At 41.8% G+C, this 20,395-nt stretch carries 16 protein-coding genes; 6 read left to right on the top strand and 10 right to left on the bottom strand.

Annotated elements, in window-relative coordinates:
• Positions 1–63: 63 nt before the first annotated feature.
• The 3 genes from ACED29_RS16630 to ACED29_RS16620 are packed head-to-tail and all read right to left on the bottom strand — an operon-like array spanning position 64 to position 2,654.
• A complete protein-coding gene (locus ACED29_RS16630; RefSeq protein ID WP_371698134.1) occupies positions 64–1,356 on the bottom strand; it encodes an ABC transporter permease in 1,293 nt (430 codons plus the stop codon).
• Positions 1,353–2,222, bottom strand: a complete 870-nt coding sequence (locus ACED29_RS16625; RefSeq protein ID WP_371698133.1) for an ABC transporter ATP-binding protein — start codon at positions 2,220–2,222, stop codon at positions 1,353–1,355. The genes ACED29_RS16630 and ACED29_RS16625 overlap by 4 nt, the downstream gene beginning before the upstream one ends.
• A 54-nt stretch (positions 2,223–2,276) precedes the next feature.
• Complete coding sequence (locus ACED29_RS16620) at positions 2,277–2,654, bottom strand: GntR family transcriptional regulator (RefSeq protein WP_124016658.1); 378 nt, start codon at positions 2,652–2,654, stop codon at positions 2,277–2,279.
• A gap of 94 nt (positions 2,655–2,748) precedes the next feature.
• Between ACED29_RS16620 and ACED29_RS16615 the strand changes: the two genes are divergently transcribed.
• From ACED29_RS16615 to ACED29_RS16600, 4 genes are all read left to right on the top strand, one after another.
• On the top strand, positions 2,749–4,347 hold the full coding sequence (locus ACED29_RS16615; protein ID WP_347690590.1) for an alpha/beta fold hydrolase: 1,599 nt from the start codon (positions 2,749–2,751) through the stop codon (positions 4,345–4,347).
• Positions 4,348–4,349: 2 nt separating this feature from the next.
• Entirely contained in the window at positions 4,350–5,084 is a 735-nt protein-coding gene (locus ACED29_RS16610; RefSeq protein ID WP_124016656.1) for an ATP-binding cassette domain-containing protein, read from the top strand.
• A complete protein-coding gene (locus ACED29_RS16605) occupies positions 5,084–6,217 on the top strand; it encodes an ABC transporter permease (RefSeq protein ID WP_371698132.1) in 1,134 nt (377 codons plus the stop codon). The genes ACED29_RS16610 and ACED29_RS16605 overlap by 1 nt, the downstream gene beginning before the upstream one ends.
• Before the next feature lie 140 nt (positions 6,218–6,357).
• Entirely contained in the window at positions 6,358–6,582 is a 225-nt protein-coding gene (locus ACED29_RS16600; protein ID WP_124016654.1) for a hypothetical protein, read from the top strand.
• Positions 6,583–7,092: 510 nt separating this feature from the next.
• Here the strand turns inward: ACED29_RS16600 and ACED29_RS16595 are convergent.
• The 4 genes from ACED29_RS16595 to ACED29_RS16580 all read right to left on the bottom strand — a co-directional run bounded on the left by ACED29_RS16595 (position 7,093) and on the right by ACED29_RS16580 (position 10,352).
• Positions 7,093–7,458: a hypothetical protein gene (locus ACED29_RS16595; RefSeq protein WP_371698131.1), complete on the bottom strand. Its 366-nt coding sequence runs from the start codon at positions 7,456–7,458 to the stop codon at positions 7,093–7,095.
• Complete coding sequence (locus tag ACED29_RS16590) at positions 7,458–8,480, bottom strand: hypothetical protein (protein ID WP_371698130.1); 1,023 nt, start codon at positions 8,478–8,480, stop codon at positions 7,458–7,460. Before ACED29_RS16590 ends, ACED29_RS16595 begins: the two co-directional genes overlap by 1 nt.
• Positions 8,481–8,666: 186 nt before the next feature.
• Positions 8,667–9,194, bottom strand: coding sequence for a molybdopterin adenylyltransferase (gene mog / locus ACED29_RS16585; protein WP_371698129.1), 528 nt, complete (start codon positions 9,192–9,194; stop codon positions 8,667–8,669).
• A gap of 534 nt (positions 9,195–9,728) precedes the next feature.
• Positions 9,729–10,352 (bottom strand): TetR/AcrR family transcriptional regulator, encoded by a 624-nt coding sequence (locus tag ACED29_RS16580; RefSeq protein ID WP_124016650.1) that lies wholly within the window; start codon positions 10,350–10,352, stop codon positions 9,729–9,731.
• 408 nt (positions 10,353–10,760) lie between these two features.
• Here ACED29_RS16580 and ACED29_RS16575 point away from each other — a divergent pair, with 408 nt between their 5' ends.
• Both ACED29_RS16575 and ACED29_RS16570 read left to right on the top strand, forming a co-directional pair.
• The gene (locus tag ACED29_RS16575) at positions 10,761–11,993 is read left to right on the top strand and encodes an efflux RND transporter periplasmic adaptor subunit (RefSeq protein ID WP_371698128.1); all 1,233 of its coding nucleotides are present in this window, start codon (positions 10,761–10,763) and stop codon (positions 11,991–11,993) included.
• Positions 11,994–12,002: 9 nt separating this feature from the next.
• Positions 12,003–15,167, top strand: a complete 3,165-nt coding sequence (locus tag ACED29_RS16570) for an efflux RND transporter permease subunit (protein WP_371698144.1) — start codon at positions 12,003–12,005, stop codon at positions 15,165–15,167.
• A 93-nt stretch (positions 15,168–15,260) separates the two neighbouring features.
• On the opposite strand, the gene ACED29_RS16565 is transcribed toward ACED29_RS16570, so the two are convergent.
• From ACED29_RS16565 to ACED29_RS16555, 3 genes are all read right to left on the bottom strand, one after another.
• Positions 15,261–16,217 carry a carbohydrate kinase gene (locus tag ACED29_RS16565; protein ID WP_371698127.1) on the bottom strand — a complete coding sequence of 319 codons (957 nt, stop codon included), beginning with the start codon at positions 16,215–16,217 and terminating at the stop codon, positions 15,261–15,263.
• Between the two features lie 104 nt (positions 16,218–16,321).
• On the bottom strand, positions 16,322–18,718 hold the full coding sequence (locus tag ACED29_RS16560; RefSeq protein ID WP_124016646.1) for a TonB-dependent receptor domain-containing protein: 2,397 nt from the start codon (positions 18,716–18,718) through the stop codon (positions 16,322–16,324).
• A gap of 269 nt (positions 18,719–18,987) precedes the next feature.
• Entirely contained in the window at positions 18,988–20,208 is a 1,221-nt protein-coding gene (locus ACED29_RS16555) for a sugar MFS transporter (protein WP_182723139.1), read from the bottom strand.
• Positions 20,209–20,395: the final 187 nt, after the last annotated feature.

The following is a 20,395-nucleotide window of genomic DNA, read 5'->3' as shown; positions in this document are numbered from 1 at the left end:
CATAAGAGCTTTTGCTCTATTTTTGAGCTTAAAGTCACGTTCGGACTAAAATTAGACCTGCTGTTAAGCTGCACTAATGCCATTTTTCCATAACTGACTCTTACCCCACACTAGTGCAAGTATACCGATGACCACTAGCGGAATATCAATAAGCAGCCACATCGTCAAGCTGTCGCCGTCCCTTAAGGCGGCAAAGCTCAGTGACACCAGAATGGAGTGTATCAATACAATCAGCATTGCCGCAGTCGCTTGATAGCTGTTACGACAAGCCGAGCCAGCACCGAGCATAATGGCACTGCCCCAAAAGGTACTTAATCCTAAATGAGCCACAAACGGCAGAGTTATTTGTGGATCAATAAGCCATTTTACTAGCCCTAGCGCACTGACCATCATCACCAAAACCACAATAAAACGATATTGGCTTCGGTAAAATGCACCACGCAATCCGTTCAGGCCACTATAACAAGGTAGTAAAAACAAGGTTTCTGCCGCGCGCCAACGTTGAATTCGGCTCCAATGAACGATAGAGCAACTGAGCACCGAAAATTGTGCCAATAAAAATAATGTTGGCAAATTAATCTCAAACAACCACGATAACAACATCAATCCAAGAGCGATAATTGGCAAGCACAACATCATCACCGCCAGCACAGGACCAATGAAAAAATTCATCGGGTGGAAAAAACGTTCAAAGCGGGTAATCCAAGTAAAACCTTTTATGCTTGGCAACCACATCCAGCCCATTTGCACGGCGTTGAGGTACACCACACGCGATTCTCTGTTCCAGCGTAAGCGCCGACACAAGTCAATAACATGATAAGACAGTATCGCAACCATAATCAGCATTATCCACGTCGGTATGGTGAGTACTAATCGATCTAATAAGGGTACCGCTATGAATAACAAAAATGATAAATGAAAACTGTTACTGCGCCATAAACAAGCCCACACAAACAGTAAACCGACCACAATGGCGAGGAGTAATTTGGGGATGACATCATAAGCAGAAAAACTAATACAGATTAATAGCTGTATCAATAACATGCCCGCCGCGATGCTCGCTGCTTGTATGAGTACATGCTGTTGATAACCAGGTATTAGACCGGTCAACTCGGTTGCTGATAACCGATTTAGCTGCCACGCGATTGCTGCTGCTGTAGACACAGTAGCCATTGAAAAAACCAGGCTGACAATTTCAGTTTTACCGCTGATAAAGCACAGCAGTCCTAACACTAAGCCTAATCCTGCAGTGGCAATAAAACTGACACTGCCTAAGTCATATAACCATAAACGCAGCATGCCACGATAAGGTTTACGCCATAAGCTATTGCCACGGTTAAACGGCTGCAAACTCATCGATGCAGCTCCATAAATAACTGTTCTAAATTAACGGCCTTGACACTCTGCACTCCCGTGATGACGGCCGAGTCGCCTTGTGTGTCCACCAGCATATTTAGCCCGCTTTGACTCAAAATTTTGTAGCTTGATGGTAAGGTGGTACCGTCATTTATGCTGAGTAATTTAACCTCTTCTCGCAGGGCATCAATCTCTTTAAACAGCACTAGTTGACCTTTTTTAATCAGGGCAACATGACTGGCAACGCGTTCTAAGTCAGAGGTGATATGCGATGAAAATAATACAGCAGAACCCGAATCAAGCGCGAGATCAAATAAGTCGCTCATAAACTTGCGTCTGGCGATAGGGTCAAGGCTGGCGACGGGCTCATCGAGTAATAACAAACTTGGGCGATACGCCATGGCCATGATCAAGGCCAATGATTGACGCTGCCCAACCGAGAGTTTTTGCACCGCTTGGGTGACATCTAAATCGAACCGCTCTAACCAATCTTGTTCAAGCGTCATATCCCAGTTTGGGTAGAAGCTTCGATGCAGTTCTAATGCTTTATCTATGGTAAAACCTTCATAACCAAAAGGCTGCTGTGGTACATAACCAATACGTTCTTTTGCCTGAATAGATAACGCGGCAGGCGTTTCGCCTAAGGTTAAAATATCCCCTTGATCAATATCAATAATACCTAACGCACAGCGCATTAGTGTCGACTTACCGGCACCATTTTGGCCTAATAATCCGACCACCATCCCAGGATAAAGTGTTATCGATAGATCGGATAATACTGTATGTCCTGCTGCCGATTTATCTTTGGCGGCAAAAGTTTTGCTCACATGATTAAAACGTAAAATGGGTTGTTGTTCGGATTCCATTGTCGACTTCCTAGATAATATCCTTAACGATAAAATGAATGAACTGTGTTGCTGCTATTCTTTATCCCAATATTGCGCCAGCAAACGCTGTAATTGGTCATAATCGACTCCTAACTGGCGCGCTTGCTCAACTAACTCAGATAATTGCGGTGCCAGTAAACTACTACCAGAAGCACTATTGGCTGACGTTCTTGCTGCCACACGTGATGGCTGGCCACGACGACGTTCAACCCAACCTTGGTCGACAAGTTGCTGCATAGCCCGCGACACTGTCATTGGGTTTACAGCTAAATGCTCAGCAAGTTGACGTACCGAAGGCAGCACATCTTCTGGGTGCAATTGTCCGCCAACAATTAAGCGCACGATTTGATCGTGTAACTGTCGATAAATGGGTTCACCACTGCTGGGGTTGACATTTAATAATTCTAACATTAGCCTTTAGGAACTGTATTAATACATTGATACACTCATACACTAGATGCTAAGGTATCATAATCGTCATGAAATGCAAAAAGGAAACGTTCCGATGATCAACAGGAAGTTTGTCAACACAGCCTTAGCAGAGCGAATTAACCGCCCTGGTTTATGCCATTCGCTAACGCTTACGAGCCGCTGGTTTATTGCTGCTATAAGTATTTTACTCGCCAATTATAGCTATGCCGACACACCAGAGGTTAATCTCGCAGCGGCTGCTAAAACCAGTGCTTGTTACTTAGACGGTTTAGACGAGCAGCTTCAATGCGGTAAAATCAGCGTGTTAGAAAATCCTAAGCTCACTGATGGCAAGAGAATCGACATTCATTTTGCTATTTTACCAGCGATTAAAAACACTCATCCTGGTGAAGCCCTACTGGCCATCGCAGGTGGTCCTGGCCAATCAGCGATTGAAAATGCAGCTGGTTTTAATCGTATGTTGTCAAAGGTTCGTCAGCAACGCGACATTTTACTCATCGATCAACGCGGCACGGGCCAATCGAATATTCTATCTTGTGACGATGACACCACTGAATTACTCAACATGAATGATGACGATATCGATGTGATTGCCATGACCGAAAAATGCCTCGCCCACATTGATGCCGACATCACACAATACGGTAGCAACTCAGCATTAAAAGACTTTGAAGCGGTACGCAAATTTTTAGGTTATCAAAAACTGCATTTATACGGCATTTCTTATGGTACACGCATGGCACAGCTTTATATGCGCCACTATCCAGAAGCACTATTGACAGTGACATTAGATGGCGTGGTGCCCATGCAACAAAGTGTTGTCGCCATTGGCAGCTCAATAGAACGTGGCTTAAATGTATTATGGCGCGACTGTAAAAGTACTCCTGCTTGCCAACAGCAATTTCCTGAATTAGCTGACGAGTTCAATAAAGTCGATATGCTACTCGCGAAAGCCCCCATTAGTCAGCAAGTACGTGATCCGCTTACCGACGAACTCAGTGACTTTTTACTCACACGCGGTAAGTTTAGCGGCGCAATCCGCATGGCGATGTACATGCCAAACATACGTGCACTGATCCCCCATGCGATTCACCAAGCTGCACAAGGTAATTATCAACCCATATTAGGTATTTACACCTTAACCGCTGACAGTACAGGTATTGCTATCGGTATGCATGCCTCTGTGGTGTGCGGCGAAGACATTCATCGCATTACTTCACAAATGCGCAAAGATGCTAAAGACTCCTACATCAGTGGCAACATGCTAGAGGGGCTAGAAAAAACTTGCCAAGCTTGGCCAATGCCATCTGAGAGTGAGAATTTCAGCGAACCAATCCACAGTGACATACCGACCCTACTATTATCTGGCGAGCTAGACCCGGCTACGCCACCTAACTGGGGCGCGCTAGCGCAAGAGAAACTCACCCATTCAAAACATTTTATTGCGCCTTATGCTACCCATGGTGTAGCAGGACAAAGCTGTGGCAATGACCTAGTCGCCCAGTTAGTTGAACAAGGCTCTGTAAAAGACATCAATGGCGAATGTTTGCAAAAAGATGTGCGTCGCAGTTTTTACCTCAACGCGAATACTGTAGAAGCATTGCCAGTTGTCAAAACGCCGACAGACATAGAAACAACAGCGCCAGCGAATACTGCTGCAGATAAGGAATAATCATGATTACTGTTGCAAACTTAACCAAAAAGATTGGCGATGTGCAGGCGTTAGATGATTTAAGTTTTAGCGCTGAAAATGGTCAAATCACTGGATTACTTGGCCCAAATGGTGCCGGTAAAACCACCTGTTTACGCACCTTATTTGGCTTACTTAAGCCTGACTCAGGAACCGCGACCGTCAATGATATTGATGTCGCTATCGATCCTATTGGTGCTAAAAAGCAGCTAGGTTTATTCCCCGATCCTTTTGGTTTGTATGAGCGCCTTACGCCGCGTGAATATATTAGCTTCTTTGCCGAGCTCAGTGGCATGTCGCGTAAACAAGCCAAGCAAGCCACCGCCGATGTGATTGCACAATTGAAGCTTGAAGACATTAGCGACCGTCGTTGCAAAGGTTTTTCCCAAGGCCAACGAATGAAAACGGCCTTAGCACAAGCCATAGTGCACAAGCCAAGTAACATCATTTTAGATGAGCCCACTCGCGGACTCGATGTCATGAGCACTCGCTTACTGCGCGATATTTTATTGCAACTCAAAGCTGAAGGTCATTGCGTGCTGTTTTCAAGCCATGTAATGCAAGAAGTCGCCGCCTTGTGTGATCGCGTCATCGTAATGGCTAACGGCAAAGTTGTTGCCATTGGTAGCCCAGATGAACTGTGTCAGCAAACAGGTAAAGACTCGCTTGAAGATGCATTTATCGAACTTATCGGAACAGACGAAGGGATTGCAGCATAATGAAAATGATACTCGCAATGGTGCGTAAAGAACTCGTCGACGCCGCACGCGACAAACGATCGGTAATGGCTGGTCTTTACTATGCCATCGGTACACCGTTGATCATGTGCGCCATGTTTATGGTGTTAATTGGCCAGTTATCTAGCCCTGAAGATTTAAACATCAACATCCACAATGCCGACAAGGCGCCAGATTTAGTGCGCTACTTAAGTAATAACGGCATAAACCATAGTGAAGATGAACAAGCTAAAAAAATCATCTTAACCATTAGCGATGATTATGCCGCTAACATGGCTAAAGCCAAACCGGCAGAAGTATTATTGATTGCTGATAATTCAGATGAGAAGCTACAAAAGTCGATTCGTCGACTTGAACGTCAGCTGCAAACATATAGCGCTGAAATGGGCAGCATACGTTTAATTGCCCGTGGAATTAATCCACGCATTACCCAGCCACTCAAAATAAATATTGAAGATCAAGCCACACCGGACTCTAAAGGTGGAATGATTTTGGGCATTGCCATTTTCACCATGATGTATTCAGTGTTTATCTCTGGTATGAACCTCGCTATCGACACCAGCGCTGGTGAGCGCGAACGTAATTCATTAGCGTTATTGCTTAGCCATCCCATGAGTACCCGCCAGTTAGTGATAGGTAAAATTATTGCCGTAACCTGTTTTGCTTTACTAGGGTTAATCTTGATTTTACTGGTATCTAAAGTGGCTTACCCTTTTGTTCCGTGGCAAGAAATTGGCTTTACCGTCAATATCACTCAAGATTTTATGGGCTTAATGTTCTTAGTTGGTATTCCCGTCGCGTTAATGGCTGCAACCTTGCAACTGCATGTGTCGTTTATGGCTAAAACCTTCAAAGAGGCACAATCATACTTAACCATGGTGTTATTTGTCCCCTTGGCACTTTCTATGGCCGCTAGTTACAACATAGCTCCAGACGTATTGCAGTGGCTACCTGTGTCGGGCCAGCAACAAGCCTTAATGGACTTTATTAAGGGCCGTGAAATTCCAATGATGCAATTAATCGTGTCGTCTGTGGCCACATTAGTAATAGCCATAGGATTAGCCGCTGGCTTAGAGAAGTCACTTAAGAGTGAAAAAGTGGTCTTTGGCTTATAACTACTGTTATCAGCGTTAATTGATAACGGTGTGACGCCAGCCTTAACGGTTTAGAGTAAGGCTGGTAGATTTACAACCAATTGATTCAAAACTAATTCACAAGAATTGATATAGCAAAGAGCATTAACAAGGAGCATATTATGGACAACGATATTGCGATCATAGCGTTAGTATTTATTGTGATTGTCGGCACCACGGCATCCGAAATGTTTAAACATTATTTAAAGCATAAACAAAAAGCTGACGCCGATGGTGTCGCCGATATAAAAGCCCAAAACCAAGCATTAATCGAACGGATACAAGTGTTAGAAAAACTGGTAACTGACAGCGATTTTGAGCTTAAGCAGCAATTTAAAAAGTTGTAGTGCTTGCGCTAAAGTGCAGATACCTAACTACACTTGGAGGGTTGTCGGCTATTCTGATTAACTAAGAGCATTTATTTGAAGTAAATAAAAAATTGATAAATAAAACCTTTAATCAATTAATATATTTCAGTAAATCCTGGATAATCACGGTGACATTAATAGTTGATTAACGTGAAGGTCTGGCAGCATACTAGCAATAACAACATATGCAAGTAGACATGAAACGATAAAAAACGTGAATATCCATTGTACGTTTAGAGACATTTTATGCCTTAATTCAAGTAATTTATAACCTTAGTATGCCAATGAGGATAAATATGATGGCGTAATATATTACTCAAAATCCACTATAAAAGATTCAATGAATACCCCGCTCCCTCTAAGTTTTTATACGATTTTAAGTAATATTTATATAGAAAATGAGAATTTCCAAAACTATATATTAAAAACCCTGGTTGACTACCAGATTCAGAGCATATTAAATCTAAACATTAAACTCCCACCATAGAACTATTTTATATTTGGATATATATAGTCTAAAATAACCATAGTAACAAAGCAGAGTATATCAATCATAAAAATGATATAATAAACTTTAAAAATACGTGTCGTTTTAGTTGGTACACTATCTTTTAAATGAAATAAACCATACCTTTTTGCATACCAATCAAACATAAAAACACTCGCATAATGAAGCGTTCCATGTCCTGTTAAAAAGATATTTAATGAGAAGTATTCACGCCCATTTTCTAATATCCCTTCAACTGACTTAATAGGTTTATTGTATATATATAACAACATAGGCAACAAAACAAATAAACCTAAAAATACGAAGCTGCCGCCTAATAGAAGTCCTATAAGATCTATTATTGACATTATTTCTCTATCACCTCATACAAAAGTTCAGCTTTATCGCCTATATAATGACTTCCATGCTTCGCCCCAAAATATCCTCCAACACCACCTGCGACGATCCCACACCATAGTAAACTAGTCCCACCACTAGGAAGGCCAAAAACAATTGAACATAAACCATAACTTGCAATCAAACCACCACCAGCTGCCCCAACAATAGATCCAGCGCCTTTGCCAGTCTCAACATATTTTGCTTTAGTACACTCAAGATCTGTACCCTCAAGACAAGCTCGCTGGATATTTGCAGTTGCCTCAACACCCGTTAATGCAACGCCTACATATCCAACTCGTTTTAAGTTTTTTGCCATATTCGCTATAGTTTTATAATGGTCAGCAAAACCAGGAATATTTTGAGCATATCCGCCCATTTTATCCCAACGCCTAATCAAACTTTTGCTACTTAAACCTAATTGAGTTCGAATATTTCCTGGCATTAAGTTTTCACCAAACGCGGGCTGACCAAAGCGTCTTAAAGCATTATTTAAATTAGAAAAGATAATCTTTCTTCGATGCTGAAACTCAGGTGATCTCAAGTTTCCTTTTGCATTATAAGTCTTAACATACGTCTGCTCTAAATTTTTCAAGTTCTCCTTTACAAAGCTAACATGCGAGTTCCAAGTGTTATTAGCTACGCCTAATAATAAGCCGTTATATTTAGCAACATTACTGAGTAAGTCGTACCGCTTAGCCAAAACTTCTTTTTCAATCTCATCAAGTTCTCTCAACTTTTTATCAATATCCAACGCATACTTTTTAAACTCTTGTTCTTCAATTGTGCACTGAAATGTATTTAAAGGAGAAATTAAAACGATTTGACCAGGCTTAGCAAAACCATCGATTAGATGAGAGTTAACAAATTTAAAATGTTCAAAGGTTTCTTTTGTTGGCATGTTGTATAACACAAGGATCAATGCATTGACCGCCATACGCTTCTCAACAATATGTATTGCAAGATCACTTGGTATTGCAGAAGTATTACTCATAAAACATCCTTGCTTTCACGATTTAGTCCTTCAATATTTAGATCTATATTTTACACCTATGCCTCTAATTTTCTATTATCAAATAGGATATAAATACCTTTACCTCATAATGGTTATAAAACGTATCGTAAGGATTTTTTTATCCTCACGACACGCTTTAACATGGCAGAAATTGAATGTTTTTAACTACTTCGGTCTAAACGGTTTTATCACGGCTTCGTCACAGACTAAAAACGGTCCGTCCATTAAGTCGATACAATAAGGTATTGCGGGAAATACAGCATCCAAACATTCGCGGATTGACTTAGGTTTACCAGGTAAATTAACAATTAACGAGTTGGCACGAAGACCCGCAGTTTGACGAGACAAAATAGCTGTTGGCACAAACTTTAATGATTCGGTGCGCATTAGCTCACCAAAACCAGGCATCATTCTGTCGCACACAGCTTCGGTGGCCTCTGGCGTTACGTCGCGTTTTGCAGGGCCCGTGCCACCAGTGGTGACGATTAAACAGCAATCTTGATTATCGGCTAAATCAATCAATGTCGCTTCAATAACGTCACGCTCATCAGGTATCACCTTGTAAACAGGTTCCCATTCAGACGTTAAATACGCATTCAATACTTCAATAATGGCTTTACCAGACAAATCTTCGTACACGCCAGCGCTGGCACGATCACTCACAGTCACGATGCCGATTTTAGCTTTGCTCATGGTTATTTTTCCCTTATGAGGTTAAATCAGTAATGCATTTATAGGAGAGTAATCTACCAAATAAATGTGGGTTCACAAAATCTCAAGTTGATAAACAGAGCCCTCTTAACACAATGGCATAACCTTAGGGGCTATTGATAGGGTGATTATCTGTGTACTGGGTTTAACTACCGACACTCACAAGAGTTATGCATATAATTAATAGTAGGGGTTCTTCCTATTAAGTCAGTTGCGATGAGCCCACAGTCGATGCTAAATGCTAACCAGACCTTTTGATTGCTCGGATTGGATAACCATCTATATTACAAAAGGATACGATAACACTGGAAGCTATAGATCAGCTTATTCGGTAAACTTATCTGTTGTGGTTAAAGCAACATTTTATAGTATTACCATAGCGACTGTTGGAGCTTAATAACAAGCAACAAATAGAGAAGATGTCTAGAGAATAATGGATGTTTAAACAAGATTGATACTGCCAAAAAGTACAGTATCAATTGATTTACGGGTTAATTTTGAGAATGAGTGACTAAGTTACTTAGGATTAATGTACAAAATCAAAATGCCATCTACGGCCATGTTGGCAATTTGCAGTAACTCTTCAATGCTTGCCCCTTCAGATGCCTGAATCGACATCCCCTGAAACAAGGTCGTAATCAATTGAGCTAACACTGCAGGCTGACAATCTGCATTTAACTCACCTTGCTGCTTAGCTTGCTCAAATCGAGCGACTAATTGGAGCTTATGCCGTGCTTTGCGCTCTAAAACGGCTTGCTTAATTGATTCGCTCGCTTCACTACAGGACAGGGTGCTGTTAATTAATGCGCAACCTTGAGGATGGCTACAGTCAGTAAATTTGGCTGCAGCACCAAGCAATAGACCGCGAACCACATCAGCAATGTGTTGATGTTTAAAAGCTGTATTAAATAATGAATCTGGACGGTTTTCATATAAATCGATGGCTTTTAAAAATAGCTGCTCTTTATTACCAAATGCGGCATACAAGCTAGGCTTCTTGATCCCCATCGCCTCGGTGAGCTCGTTTAAAGAAGTTCCTTCATATCCATGACGCCAGAAAATATTAAGCGCTTGCTCTAATGCCAAGTCGATATCGAACCCACGAGGGCGACCAACACAAGCTGCTTTGGTTATTGTCATAAATAGTACCTCTTATATTAACGGAGCTTTATTTATCAAAAGCTTAACTAACTTTTATGACAAACAACCCGCATACTTTAGCATAATATTAAGCCACATCAGGGTTAATATTATGCAGATTAGTCGCAACTATAACAATTTAACAAGTATTGATTAACGCTATTTCATCGCAACAAATCACCTTACAAATAGTGATGTTACTTTATTTTCCCGCTTATTGAACCTCTTGTCAAAATAATTTAATACCTATCGGTACAAAAGTCATTGACAGGGTTATTTTAATCTATATATTACCGTTCGGTACAGAACATTTTATACCTATCGGTATAAAACGAACTCGTATACCAATATAACGCACCCTACAGCCTGCTAAAAAAACGTAAATGCTATTGATCAAAGGACCGCACCATGAAGACGTTAAAATCAATTAAAATCACTTTACTAGTTAGCCTAACGGCATTGCTATTAGTGGCGTGTGGAGAACAACCTGCACAACAGGCGAATACACCTGCAGCGCCTAAAGTAGACGTAGCTAACGTGCTTTATGAGCGCATTACCGAGTGGGATCAATTTACCGGACGCTTACAAGCTCCTGAAAAAGTGACCTTAGTCCCTAGAGTATCAGGCTATATTGAATCGATTAACTTTAAAGAAGGCGCACTGGTTCAAAAAGGTGATGTGTTATTTACCATCGACTCGAGGGTTTTTACTGCTGAATATGAGCGTCTTAAAGCAGAATTAACCAGTGCAATATCAGCTAATCAACTTGCTGAAAATGATTATGAGCGAGCCAATAAACTGTTTCATCAAAAAGCGGTTTCAGAAGAGCTGATTGATACTCGCCGCTCTAACATGCATCAAACTGCAGCAGCGGTTGCGTCAGTTAAAGCAGCATTAACTAGTGCCCAACTTAACGTTGAATATACCCAGGTTACCGCACCTATTACTGGTCGAGTGTCATATGCTAATGAAACGGCAGGCAACTATGTCACTGCGGGTCAAACGCACCTCACCAGTTTAGTCTCTACATCGCATATGTATGCTTATTTCGATATCGATGAGCAAACGTATTTAAAATATGCCGCGTTCTCGTTTGAGAACAAACGTCAAAATCCACGTTTAGGTAACAACGCTGTGGTTATGGCTCTGGCAAATGAAACCAGCTTTAATCATCAAGGTGTGATCGACTTTGTCGATAATACCGTTGATCAGCAAACGGGTACTATTCGGGTTCGAGCTAACTTTGCCAACCAAGAAAATCAATTATTACCCGGCTTATTTGCCCGTATCAGCATTGCTGGTAGTGAGTCATACGACAGTATTTTAATTGACGACAAAGCCATTTTTACCGACTTAAATAACAAGTTTGTTCTGCTGGTAAATGACAAAAACACCCTTGAATATCGAAGTGTCAGCCTAGGTGAAAAACTTCATGGCTTACGTATTATTACTGCTGGCTTATCACCTAACGACACCATAGTGGTAAACAGTCTGCAGAAAGTGCGCCCTAATGTCACTATTGAGCCAAACCTAACCGACATGGCTGATAGCGAAAAATTAGAAGCATTACATCAAGCACAACGCCTCCTCGATAACCAGCCATTAACAGCACGTGTTGCTGATGACGCAAGTCAGGGTTAAGGAAACTACATAATGTTGTCTCAATTCTTTATTAAAAGACCAATTTTTGCCGCTGTTTTGTCGCTGCTGTTCTTTATTTCAGGCGCACTAGCAGTATGGCAATTGCCCATTACCGAATACCCAGAAGTGGTACCACCTACCGTGGTTGTTACGGCAAACTACCCAGGTGCTAACCCTAAAATCATTGCTGAAACGGTTGCATCCCCGCTAGAACAAGAGATTAACGGCGTCGAAAACATGTTGTACATGTCTTCTCAAGCCACGTCTGATGGCCGCATGACGCTAACCATCACCTTTGCAATTGGTACTGATGTTGATTTAGCTCAAACTCAAGTGCAAAGTCGTGTTGAGCGAGCAAAACCACGGCTACCAGAAGAAGTACAACGCTTAGGCATAGTCACTGAAAAATCATCACCAAGCTTAACCATGGTGGTGCATTTAACCTCACCAGATGACCGTTATGACATGTTATACCTGTCTAACTATGCGGTATTGAAAGTCAAAGATGAATTAGCCCGTATTACCGGTGTAGGAGCTGTGCGCGTGTTTGGCGCCGGCGATTACAGCATGCGCGTGTGGCTAGACCCTAATAAAGTGGCCGCCTTAAGCTTGTCACCGAGTAATATTGTTGCTGCTATTCGTGAGCAAAACCAACAAGCAGCAGCTGGCAGTTTAGGCGCACAACCAAGTGGCGACAGTGATTTCCAATTACTGATTAACGTCAAAGGTCGTTTATCCAATGTTGAAGAGTTCGAGGACATTATTGTTAAAGTGGGCGATCAAGGTCAGATCACTCGTTTAAAAGATGTTGCCCGGGTGGAATTAGGTGCATCGACTTATGCCCTGCGCTCAATGCTAGATAATAAAGACGCTGCTGCATTACCAGTGTTCCAAGCATCAGGCTCTAACGCAATTCAAATATCTGATGATGTTCGTTCTAAAATGGCAGAACTGTCTAAGTCATTCCCAGAAGGCTTAGCCTACGACATCGTCTACGATCCAACCGTGTTCGTGCGTGGCTCAATTAAAGCTGTGGTACAGACACTGGTCGAAGCATTATTGCTGGTTGTATTAGTAGTAGTACTGTTTTTACAAACCTGGCGCGCATCCATTATTCCATTAGTGGCGGTTCCGGTATCACTTGTGGGTACCTTCGCCTTTATGCACCTAATGGGCTTCTCATTGAATGCCTTATCACTGTTTGGCTTAGTGCTGGCGATTGGTATCGTGGTCGATGATGCAATTGTGGTAGTTGAAAACGTTGAGCGAAATATCTCTGACGGATTATCGCCCGTTGCCGCCACCCAAAAGGCAATGAAAGAAGTTACCGGTCCAATTATTGCCACCACATTGGTATTGGCAGCGGTATTCATTCCTACTGCGTTTATGTCAGGCTTAACCGGGCAGTTTTATAAGCAGTTCGCGCTAACCATTACCATATCCACTTTTATTTCGGCAATTAACTCATTAACCCTTAGCCCTGCTTTATCGGCATTATTGCTTAAAGGTCATCACGAGAAAAAAGATCTGCTGACCCGAGGTATGGATAAACTGCTAGGCGGCTGGTTATTTAAACCGTTTAACCGCATGTTTGCGCGTATGTCTGACGGTTACGGCTGGTTAGTGAAGAAGATCATTCGTTTTGGGGCTGTCATTGGTATTTTGTATATCGGTTTAGTCGGCTTAACTGGCTTACAATTCTCAAGCACTCCAACAGGTTATGTACCTGGGCAAGATAAACAATATCTTATCGCCTTTGCTCAGTTACCTGACGCAGCATCATTAGATCGCACCGAAGCTATCGTGAAAGAAATGTCGCGTATTGCACTAGATCAACCAGGTGTTGCCCATGCTGTCGCCTTTCCAGGTTTAAGCATTAATGGCTTTACCAATAGCACTAACAGCGCCATTTTGTTTACCCCGCTGGATGACTTTGCCGATCGCACAGATCCATCATTATCGGCAGGTGCTATTGCTGCGGCGTTAAATCAAAAATTCGCCGCGATTAACGGCGCATTTATTGCGATTTTCCCGCCACCGCCAGTGCAAGGCTTAGGCACCATTGGTGGCTTTAGATTACAAATTCAAGATCGTGCTAATTACGGTTACGAAGAGTTGTATAAAGTGACCATGCAAGTGATGCAAAAAGCATGGGCAACGCCTGAGCTAGCTGGAGTGTTCTCGAGTTATCAAGTCAATGTGCCACAACTTGAAGTGAACATTGATCGCACCAAAGCCAAACAGCAATCGGTATCGTTAGACGAATTGTTCTCCACCCTGCAGGGATACATGGGTTCGGTTTACGCCAACGACTTCAACCAATTTGGTCGCACTTATCAAGTTAACGTACAAGCAGATGAGCAGTTTAGACAAACGCCTGAACAAATCGCCCAACTAAAAGTACGTAACAACCAAGGTGAAATGGTGCCTATTGGTTCATTTATTAATGTCACCAATTCATCTGGTCCAGACCGAGTCATGCATTACAACGGTTTTACCACTGCTGAGCTCAATGGTGGTGCTGCACCTGGCTTTAGTAGCGGTGAAGCACAAGCTGCCATTGAAAAGATTTTAGCTGAAACCTTACCTAATGGCATGACGTACGAGTGGACTGAACTCACCTACCAACAGATCCTGGCAGGTAATGCGGGCGCGTATATTTATCCATTAATTATCTTGTTAGTGTTTATGGTTTTAGCGGCACAATATGAAAGCCTAAGCTTACCCATAGCCATTATTCTGATTATTCCAATGACGCTATTGTCGGCATTAACAGGGGTACTTATCTACGGTGGAGATAACAATATCTTTACCCAGATTGGGTTAATTGTCCTGGTGGGGCTAGCAACCAAAAATGCGATTCTCATTGTTGAGTTTGCCAAAGAGTTACAAGATGATGGCATGGAACCATTAGAGGCCATACTTGAAGCCGGCCGCTTACGTTTACGACCTATTTTAATGACCTCGATAGCCTTCATTATGGGTGTGGTACCTATGGTGTTTTCTAGCGGACCAGGTTCAGAAATGCGTCAAGCAATGGGTGTTGCGGTATTCTCTGGCATGATTGGGGTAACGATTTTTGGTCTTATTTTAACGCCACTGTTTTATTATGCGCTCGCAAAACGTGGCAAAAATAAAACCGAATTAGCTGAATCAAGCATAACCCAAGATTAACCACGTTATTGATTCAATGATAACCAAAAAGAGGTCACCTTAGGGTGACCTCTTTTTATGACTAATAACGCGACTCTACACCCACTTGATCCATTATTGCACTTGTGACCAAACGGGCAACGCAGGAAATGCGCCTTTTTTCGCACACGTTATCGCACCACACTTAATCGCAAACTCAGCAGCCGTTTGAACCTTCACTCGATTAAGCAATTTTTGCACTAAAAGCTCTGGCGCTAAATATCCTTCATCACTGCCAAGTTCATATAAGAACCCCGCAACAAAACTATCTCCGGCGGCTGTAGTATCTGTGGCGACAATTTTAGGCACCGGCAACTCAAAGGAAAATTCAGCGCTGTGACATAAAATGGACTCTGGGCCATTGGTGACCAAAATTAACCTCACCCCTTGTCCAATACAGAATGCTAAATATTCGTCAAATGATACTCCACGCTCTTGAGCCAAATACAGTGCTTCCTCTTTACTCATTTTAAGCACGTGAGTATAACGAAAGCATTGCTCCACACGGGCTGATAACAACCGAGTGTCTTGCCATAATGACAAGCGTAAATTAACATCAAAACTGACTAATGCTTGTTCCTTATGCGCTTTTTTAGCACCATAAAGACTGGCATTGAAAATAGCCTTTTCAGTAAAGGTATTAGAACAAAGATGAAAAATATCAATTTTTGACCAGTCGATAGCATCAAAATCAGCTTCACGGTATAGCATGTCAGCAGTGTTCTGCCGATTAAAGCTAAACGACCGCTCCCCCTGCGCATCCAAACTAACTAACACTGTGGCAGTAGCAGCATCAGGTATTAATGCTAAACAACTAACATCAACACCTTGTTCTACCAGTGTATTTGTTAACAACTGGCCATGATCGTCAGCACTAATGCCACCAGCAAAAAGACTCTTACCACCTAATTTAGCGTAACCCACAGCGACATTGGCAGGCGCGCCACCAGGGATAGGCTCGTGAACCAAACCAGAATGGCCCACCGGAAGTAAATCAATTAATACTTCACCAAAACTCAATAATGTACTCATATAAAACGTCCAAAAAAAAGCCCATTTGCATGGGCTTGTTAACAGGGATTTCTAAAAACTAATAAAACTAATACTATTACAACTAAGGTTATGACAATAAAAGATTAAAACTCGTACTTAACCGTTGCGCTGGTTGTACGACCGTTAATGGTTCTGGCACGAATGATATTGTTATCGGGTACCGAACCTTCTTCAGCTTCGGTAATACCCACAGTATCAAACAAGTTATTGACGTTAAGCGCGACTGATAACGCATTGGTTAACTGGTAAGATGCAAACGCATTGACTTGAGTATAACCATCAAAACTTAGGTCATTATTATCTTGAGCATAAGACTCAGTGGTACCAATCAAATTGACCCCAACAGAGCCTTTATCAAAGTTATAACGGCCCATTAGCGAGTAAATAAAATCAGCTTGGCGACGAGGTGTGTTGCCAATTACACTTGGATTAAGGGCATCTTTAACAATTTCAGCATCGGTCCAGGTTACGTTACCGCGGAAGTCGAAATCACCAACATAATAAGCACCTTCTAACTCAATCCCTTTGGCTTCATATTTACGGTCAAAGAATATTTGGCTAGTGGCTTCAAAGTTTTGCTCTTCTGTTTCAGAGTAAAACGCCGTGGCAAATAGCGACACGCTATCGTAACGATACTTCACACCCACTTCGTACTGGTCTACTTCATCCACAGAGTCTTCGTCAGAAACTGAACCATCAGCATTCACTTTACCAAACAACAAACGGTCAGCATTGGCACGACCACCATGACTGATACGACCAAATGCGGCTAAATCTTCAGATACTTGATAGTTAGCACCTAATGAATATGACAGGTAACCCCAGTCATAATTCACTAACTGTGGGTTAGCATTATCAATTGACGACACACTTAGCTCAGGCTGAGAAATCACCCCATCACGGTTCATATCCACTTGTGATTGCACATTACCCGCATAGTAACCACTGGCATCGCCAGAGTCATAGCGCACGCTACCGTCTAATGATAAATCGCCGAACTTAGATGACGCAGCAATATACGGTGCTTTAATAGTGTAGTCTGAATCATAGTTACGTTGACAGCAATTGCCCCAGTAAGGAACGCCATAAGCGTATAAACCATTATCTGAGTACTCAGTGCCATCGGCACCGACCACATCTAAAAGTGCCGCATTATCGCCTTGCACTTCCATCAAATAAGAGTTCCACATCCAAGTCATATTGATATTTTGCGTGGCAGTATAAAAACCAAAAGTGACATTAGAATCATCAAACGTCTTGGTTAATTTCATGTCATTGACGATAGAACCAAAGTCATTCATGGTCACATCAAAACTGTGTACGCGCATAGCTAAATCACTATCAAATGCTTGACCCGCTTTGGCACCATTAGCATAAATCAGTGATGATCCGCTGCCACCAATACTGTCAGCAATACTCGAGCTGTTAGCCACTTCGGCGGGCATTAACGACATAAAATTACCGCTAACATCCGAGATGCGGAAACGGTTTTCAACTAACCAGTCATCGCCTAAATCAAATGAAGCTTCTAGTCCAACTGAATTCACAATCGGATTCATACCATCACGCATATCACCACGGCTGATATTGCCGTCAGCATCTAAGCGCAGGGTTGATAACATGTTAGCCGAATGAACCGTATCAGATTGGGCATCAAATCCAGGTATTGAACTGCCATCTGAATACATTGGCATCGGCAAATAACCAATGCTCTTATCATTTAAGTGCTTTACATACAAACGCACATAACCAGAGTCAAATTCTTTGGTTAAGTTAGCTTTAATTTGGCCACCCTTGTTCGCGGTGTAACCAGGATCACGCGGACCATCACCGGTACGCACAAAGCCACCAATATGAAAACGCATTGAGTCATTAATGCTTGCGCCATATTCAAAATCAGTACGCAAAGTATCGTAATCAAGACCCACAGTAGACGAAATACTGCCTGCATCACTGGTGCCCGTTTTACTAATGACGTTAATAATACCGCCTGGTGCGTTACTGGCAGCTGTTGAGGCTGAACCACCACGGATTGATTCAATAGTTTGTGTTGTAGAATCAATACGTAAGAAAATATCCGCATTACCAAATGCAATATCACCAAACTGTAAAATAGGTAAGCCATCTTCTTGAATTTGCAAGAATTTAGCTCCACCAGAGGCAACCGGTAAACCACGTACCGCAATGTTGGCGTTACCTTCACCACCAGTCGATTCAACCTTCATGCCCGGAATAATGCGGAACGCTTCGGCTGATGAACGAGGTGAGCTAATGGCTAAATCTTCTGGTGACACACTGCTCACTGACACGCTCGAGTCCATTACACGTGTACCACGTGCGACACCCGTTACCACAATGCGCTCAAGACCAATGGCGTCTTTTTTAGTTTCCACAGTGTCAGTGTCAGCAGCCCACAAGCTTGAACTGACCATCACAGCTAGCGTACTTAATACAAATTTCTTAGATGTGCTTTTTATCATTTTTATGTCCCCACATAGAGTGTATTGATGTTGTCTTATCTCCCCATAACAACATCAGTAATATATTCATCAATCGAACTAAGCCCCAAACTATCTCAATAGCTAATCAAGGTGCTAAACTTAAACCTTTTACTTAATCGATTAAGTTACAAGTTAGCAACTAAATAGTAAATTGCAAGTACAATTTATGTTCAATTATCGTTAACTGGATTAAAAAAACATCTAAGTAGATGTTTAATAGATTAAATATTTATAATAGTAGTTGTTGATTATTTAGCGTCAGCGGTTAACAAATGCCCTGAGGGGTCACGAAACAGATTGTATGCCGCCAAAACGCACAACATAAATGCAAAGCCGGTGGCTAAATAAAACCCGTATTTAACATGACCAAATATGTCGCCTACCAGTCCCATTAACAAGGGACCTAATGCAGCAGAAAGTGCAGTAAAGAATAAAATGACCCCAGCAACCGAACCATGTTGATCAACCGGGAAACAGCTGATCCCTTTAGAATTTAATGTCGGATACATCATAGACATAAACAAACCTGATAAAGGCAATAAAATAACCGCAGCCGAAATGCCATACACCATAGCGCCTAAATAACATAAGCTAATTGCCAGACTGAACCAAAACATCACCTGTTGCCAACTGAATTGATTGAGGATCCACCCCCCCAGAAAACGTCCCAATGCCCGCAATGTGAAAAAGATAGTTAACGCATACGTTGCGATTAATGCCAACTCGCCTTCATAGTTGAGTAATAACGTCGGCATCCAAACATAAATAGCCACTTCAGTAGCAACATAAAGCCCAATCGCTAAAGAGTAGCCTAATGCATAAGGGTTTTTCATCATGCTAAACGTACTGGCGAGATTAATATTTTGAGTAGATGAGCGCTTAAGTTGCGGGTATTCAGCCTTATAAGCTAACCAACATAATATTAAACAAAACGCCCCAGCACCAAAATACAGATACTTCCACGACACGCCTGTTATCAATAAATAACTGACAATCGCCGGACCAACCATAGCACCCACACCAAAAAAGCCTTCAACGGTATTCATGGTACTTGAATGTTGTTTTGAGTTAGTTGAAATATCACCAATTAACCCTAGCGCGCCAGTTTTGAATACCCCAATAGCAATACCCACTAGTGCCAACAAACATAGAAAATAATAAAATGACTCACCTAAAGCGAACATAAAACTGGCCAGCGCAAACAACAGTAAGCCAATTAAAATCGTTACTTTCCGGCCTAACTTATCTGCCAGAAAGCCTAAAAACAGCCCACTTAATGCAATAAAAAGCATTGGCATGTAATGAAATGCGCTCGCTTGTGACATCGATAAGTCAAATGTGTTAATCAACTCAGGAATAATCACTCCCACTGCATCAGAGGTCATGGCAAACATAAAAAACATTAAATACGTTAGTATTCTTATCCTAGAGTTACCGCAATTATCTAGCTCTTTCATATGGTTAACCATACTTCTCACCTTATTGTTATATGTTTTCTTTGTGGTCACACTGTCTATTTATGGCGACACATTCGTCTTCTCCCACAGAAAACGAATTCAATATTTAAACAAAGCCCTTGAATAATGTTTCATATTGGTTAAATATACAACTTAATCGATTAAGTTTTTTTTAAATACTTACTTTAAGAGTCACCAA

The organism is Shewanella sp. 5S214 (assembly GCF_041439795.1).
Classification (GTDB): domain Bacteria; phylum Pseudomonadota; class Gammaproteobacteria; order Enterobacterales; family Shewanellaceae; genus Shewanella; species Shewanella vesiculosa.
This window is presented reverse-complemented; position numbering and strand designations above follow the sequence as displayed.

Coding starts and splice junctions, on each gene's coding strand:
- ACED29_RS16630 (WP_371698134.1), bottom strand. CDS start 1,356: ATGAGTTTGCAGCCGTTTAACCGTGGCAATAGCTTATGGCGTAAACCT.
- ACED29_RS16625 (WP_371698133.1), bottom strand. CDS start 2,222: ATGGAATCCGAACAACAACCCATTTTACGTTTTAATCATGTGAGCAAA.
- ACED29_RS16620 (WP_124016658.1), bottom strand. CDS start 2,654: ATGTTAGAATTATTAAATGTCAACCCCAGCAGTGGTGAACCCATTTAT.
- ACED29_RS16615 (WP_347690590.1), top strand. CDS start 2,749: ATGATCAACAGGAAGTTTGTCAACACAGCCTTAGCAGAGCGAATTAAC.
- ACED29_RS16610 (WP_124016656.1), top strand. CDS start 4,350: ATGATTACTGTTGCAAACTTAACCAAAAAGATTGGCGATGTGCAGGCG.
- ACED29_RS16605 (WP_371698132.1), top strand. CDS start 5,084: ATGAAAATGATACTCGCAATGGTGCGTAAAGAACTCGTCGACGCCGCA.
- ACED29_RS16600 (WP_124016654.1), top strand. CDS start 6,358: ATGGACAACGATATTGCGATCATAGCGTTAGTATTTATTGTGATTGTC.
- ACED29_RS16595 (WP_371698131.1), bottom strand. CDS start 7,458: ATGTCAATAATAGATCTTATAGGACTTCTATTAGGCGGCAGCTTCGTA.
- ACED29_RS16590 (WP_371698130.1), bottom strand. CDS start 8,480: ATGAGTAATACTTCTGCAATACCAAGTGATCTTGCAATACATATTGTT.
- mog (WP_371698129.1), bottom strand. CDS start 9,194: ATGAGCAAAGCTAAAATCGGCATCGTGACTGTGAGTGATCGTGCCAGC.
- ACED29_RS16580 (WP_124016650.1), bottom strand. CDS start 10,352: ATGACAATAACCAAAGCAGCTTGTGTTGGTCGCCCTCGTGGGTTCGAT.
- ACED29_RS16575 (WP_371698128.1), top strand. CDS start 10,761: ATGAAGACGTTAAAATCAATTAAAATCACTTTACTAGTTAGCCTAACG.
- ACED29_RS16565 (WP_371698127.1), bottom strand. CDS start 16,217: ATGAGTACATTATTGAGTTTTGGTGAAGTATTAATTGATTTACTTCCG.
- ACED29_RS16560 (WP_124016646.1), bottom strand. CDS start 18,718: ATGATAAAAAGCACATCTAAGAAATTTGTATTAAGTACGCTAGCTGTG.
- ACED29_RS16555 (WP_182723139.1), bottom strand. CDS start 20,208: ATGGTTAACCATATGAAAGAGCTAGATAATTGCGGTAACTCTAGGATA.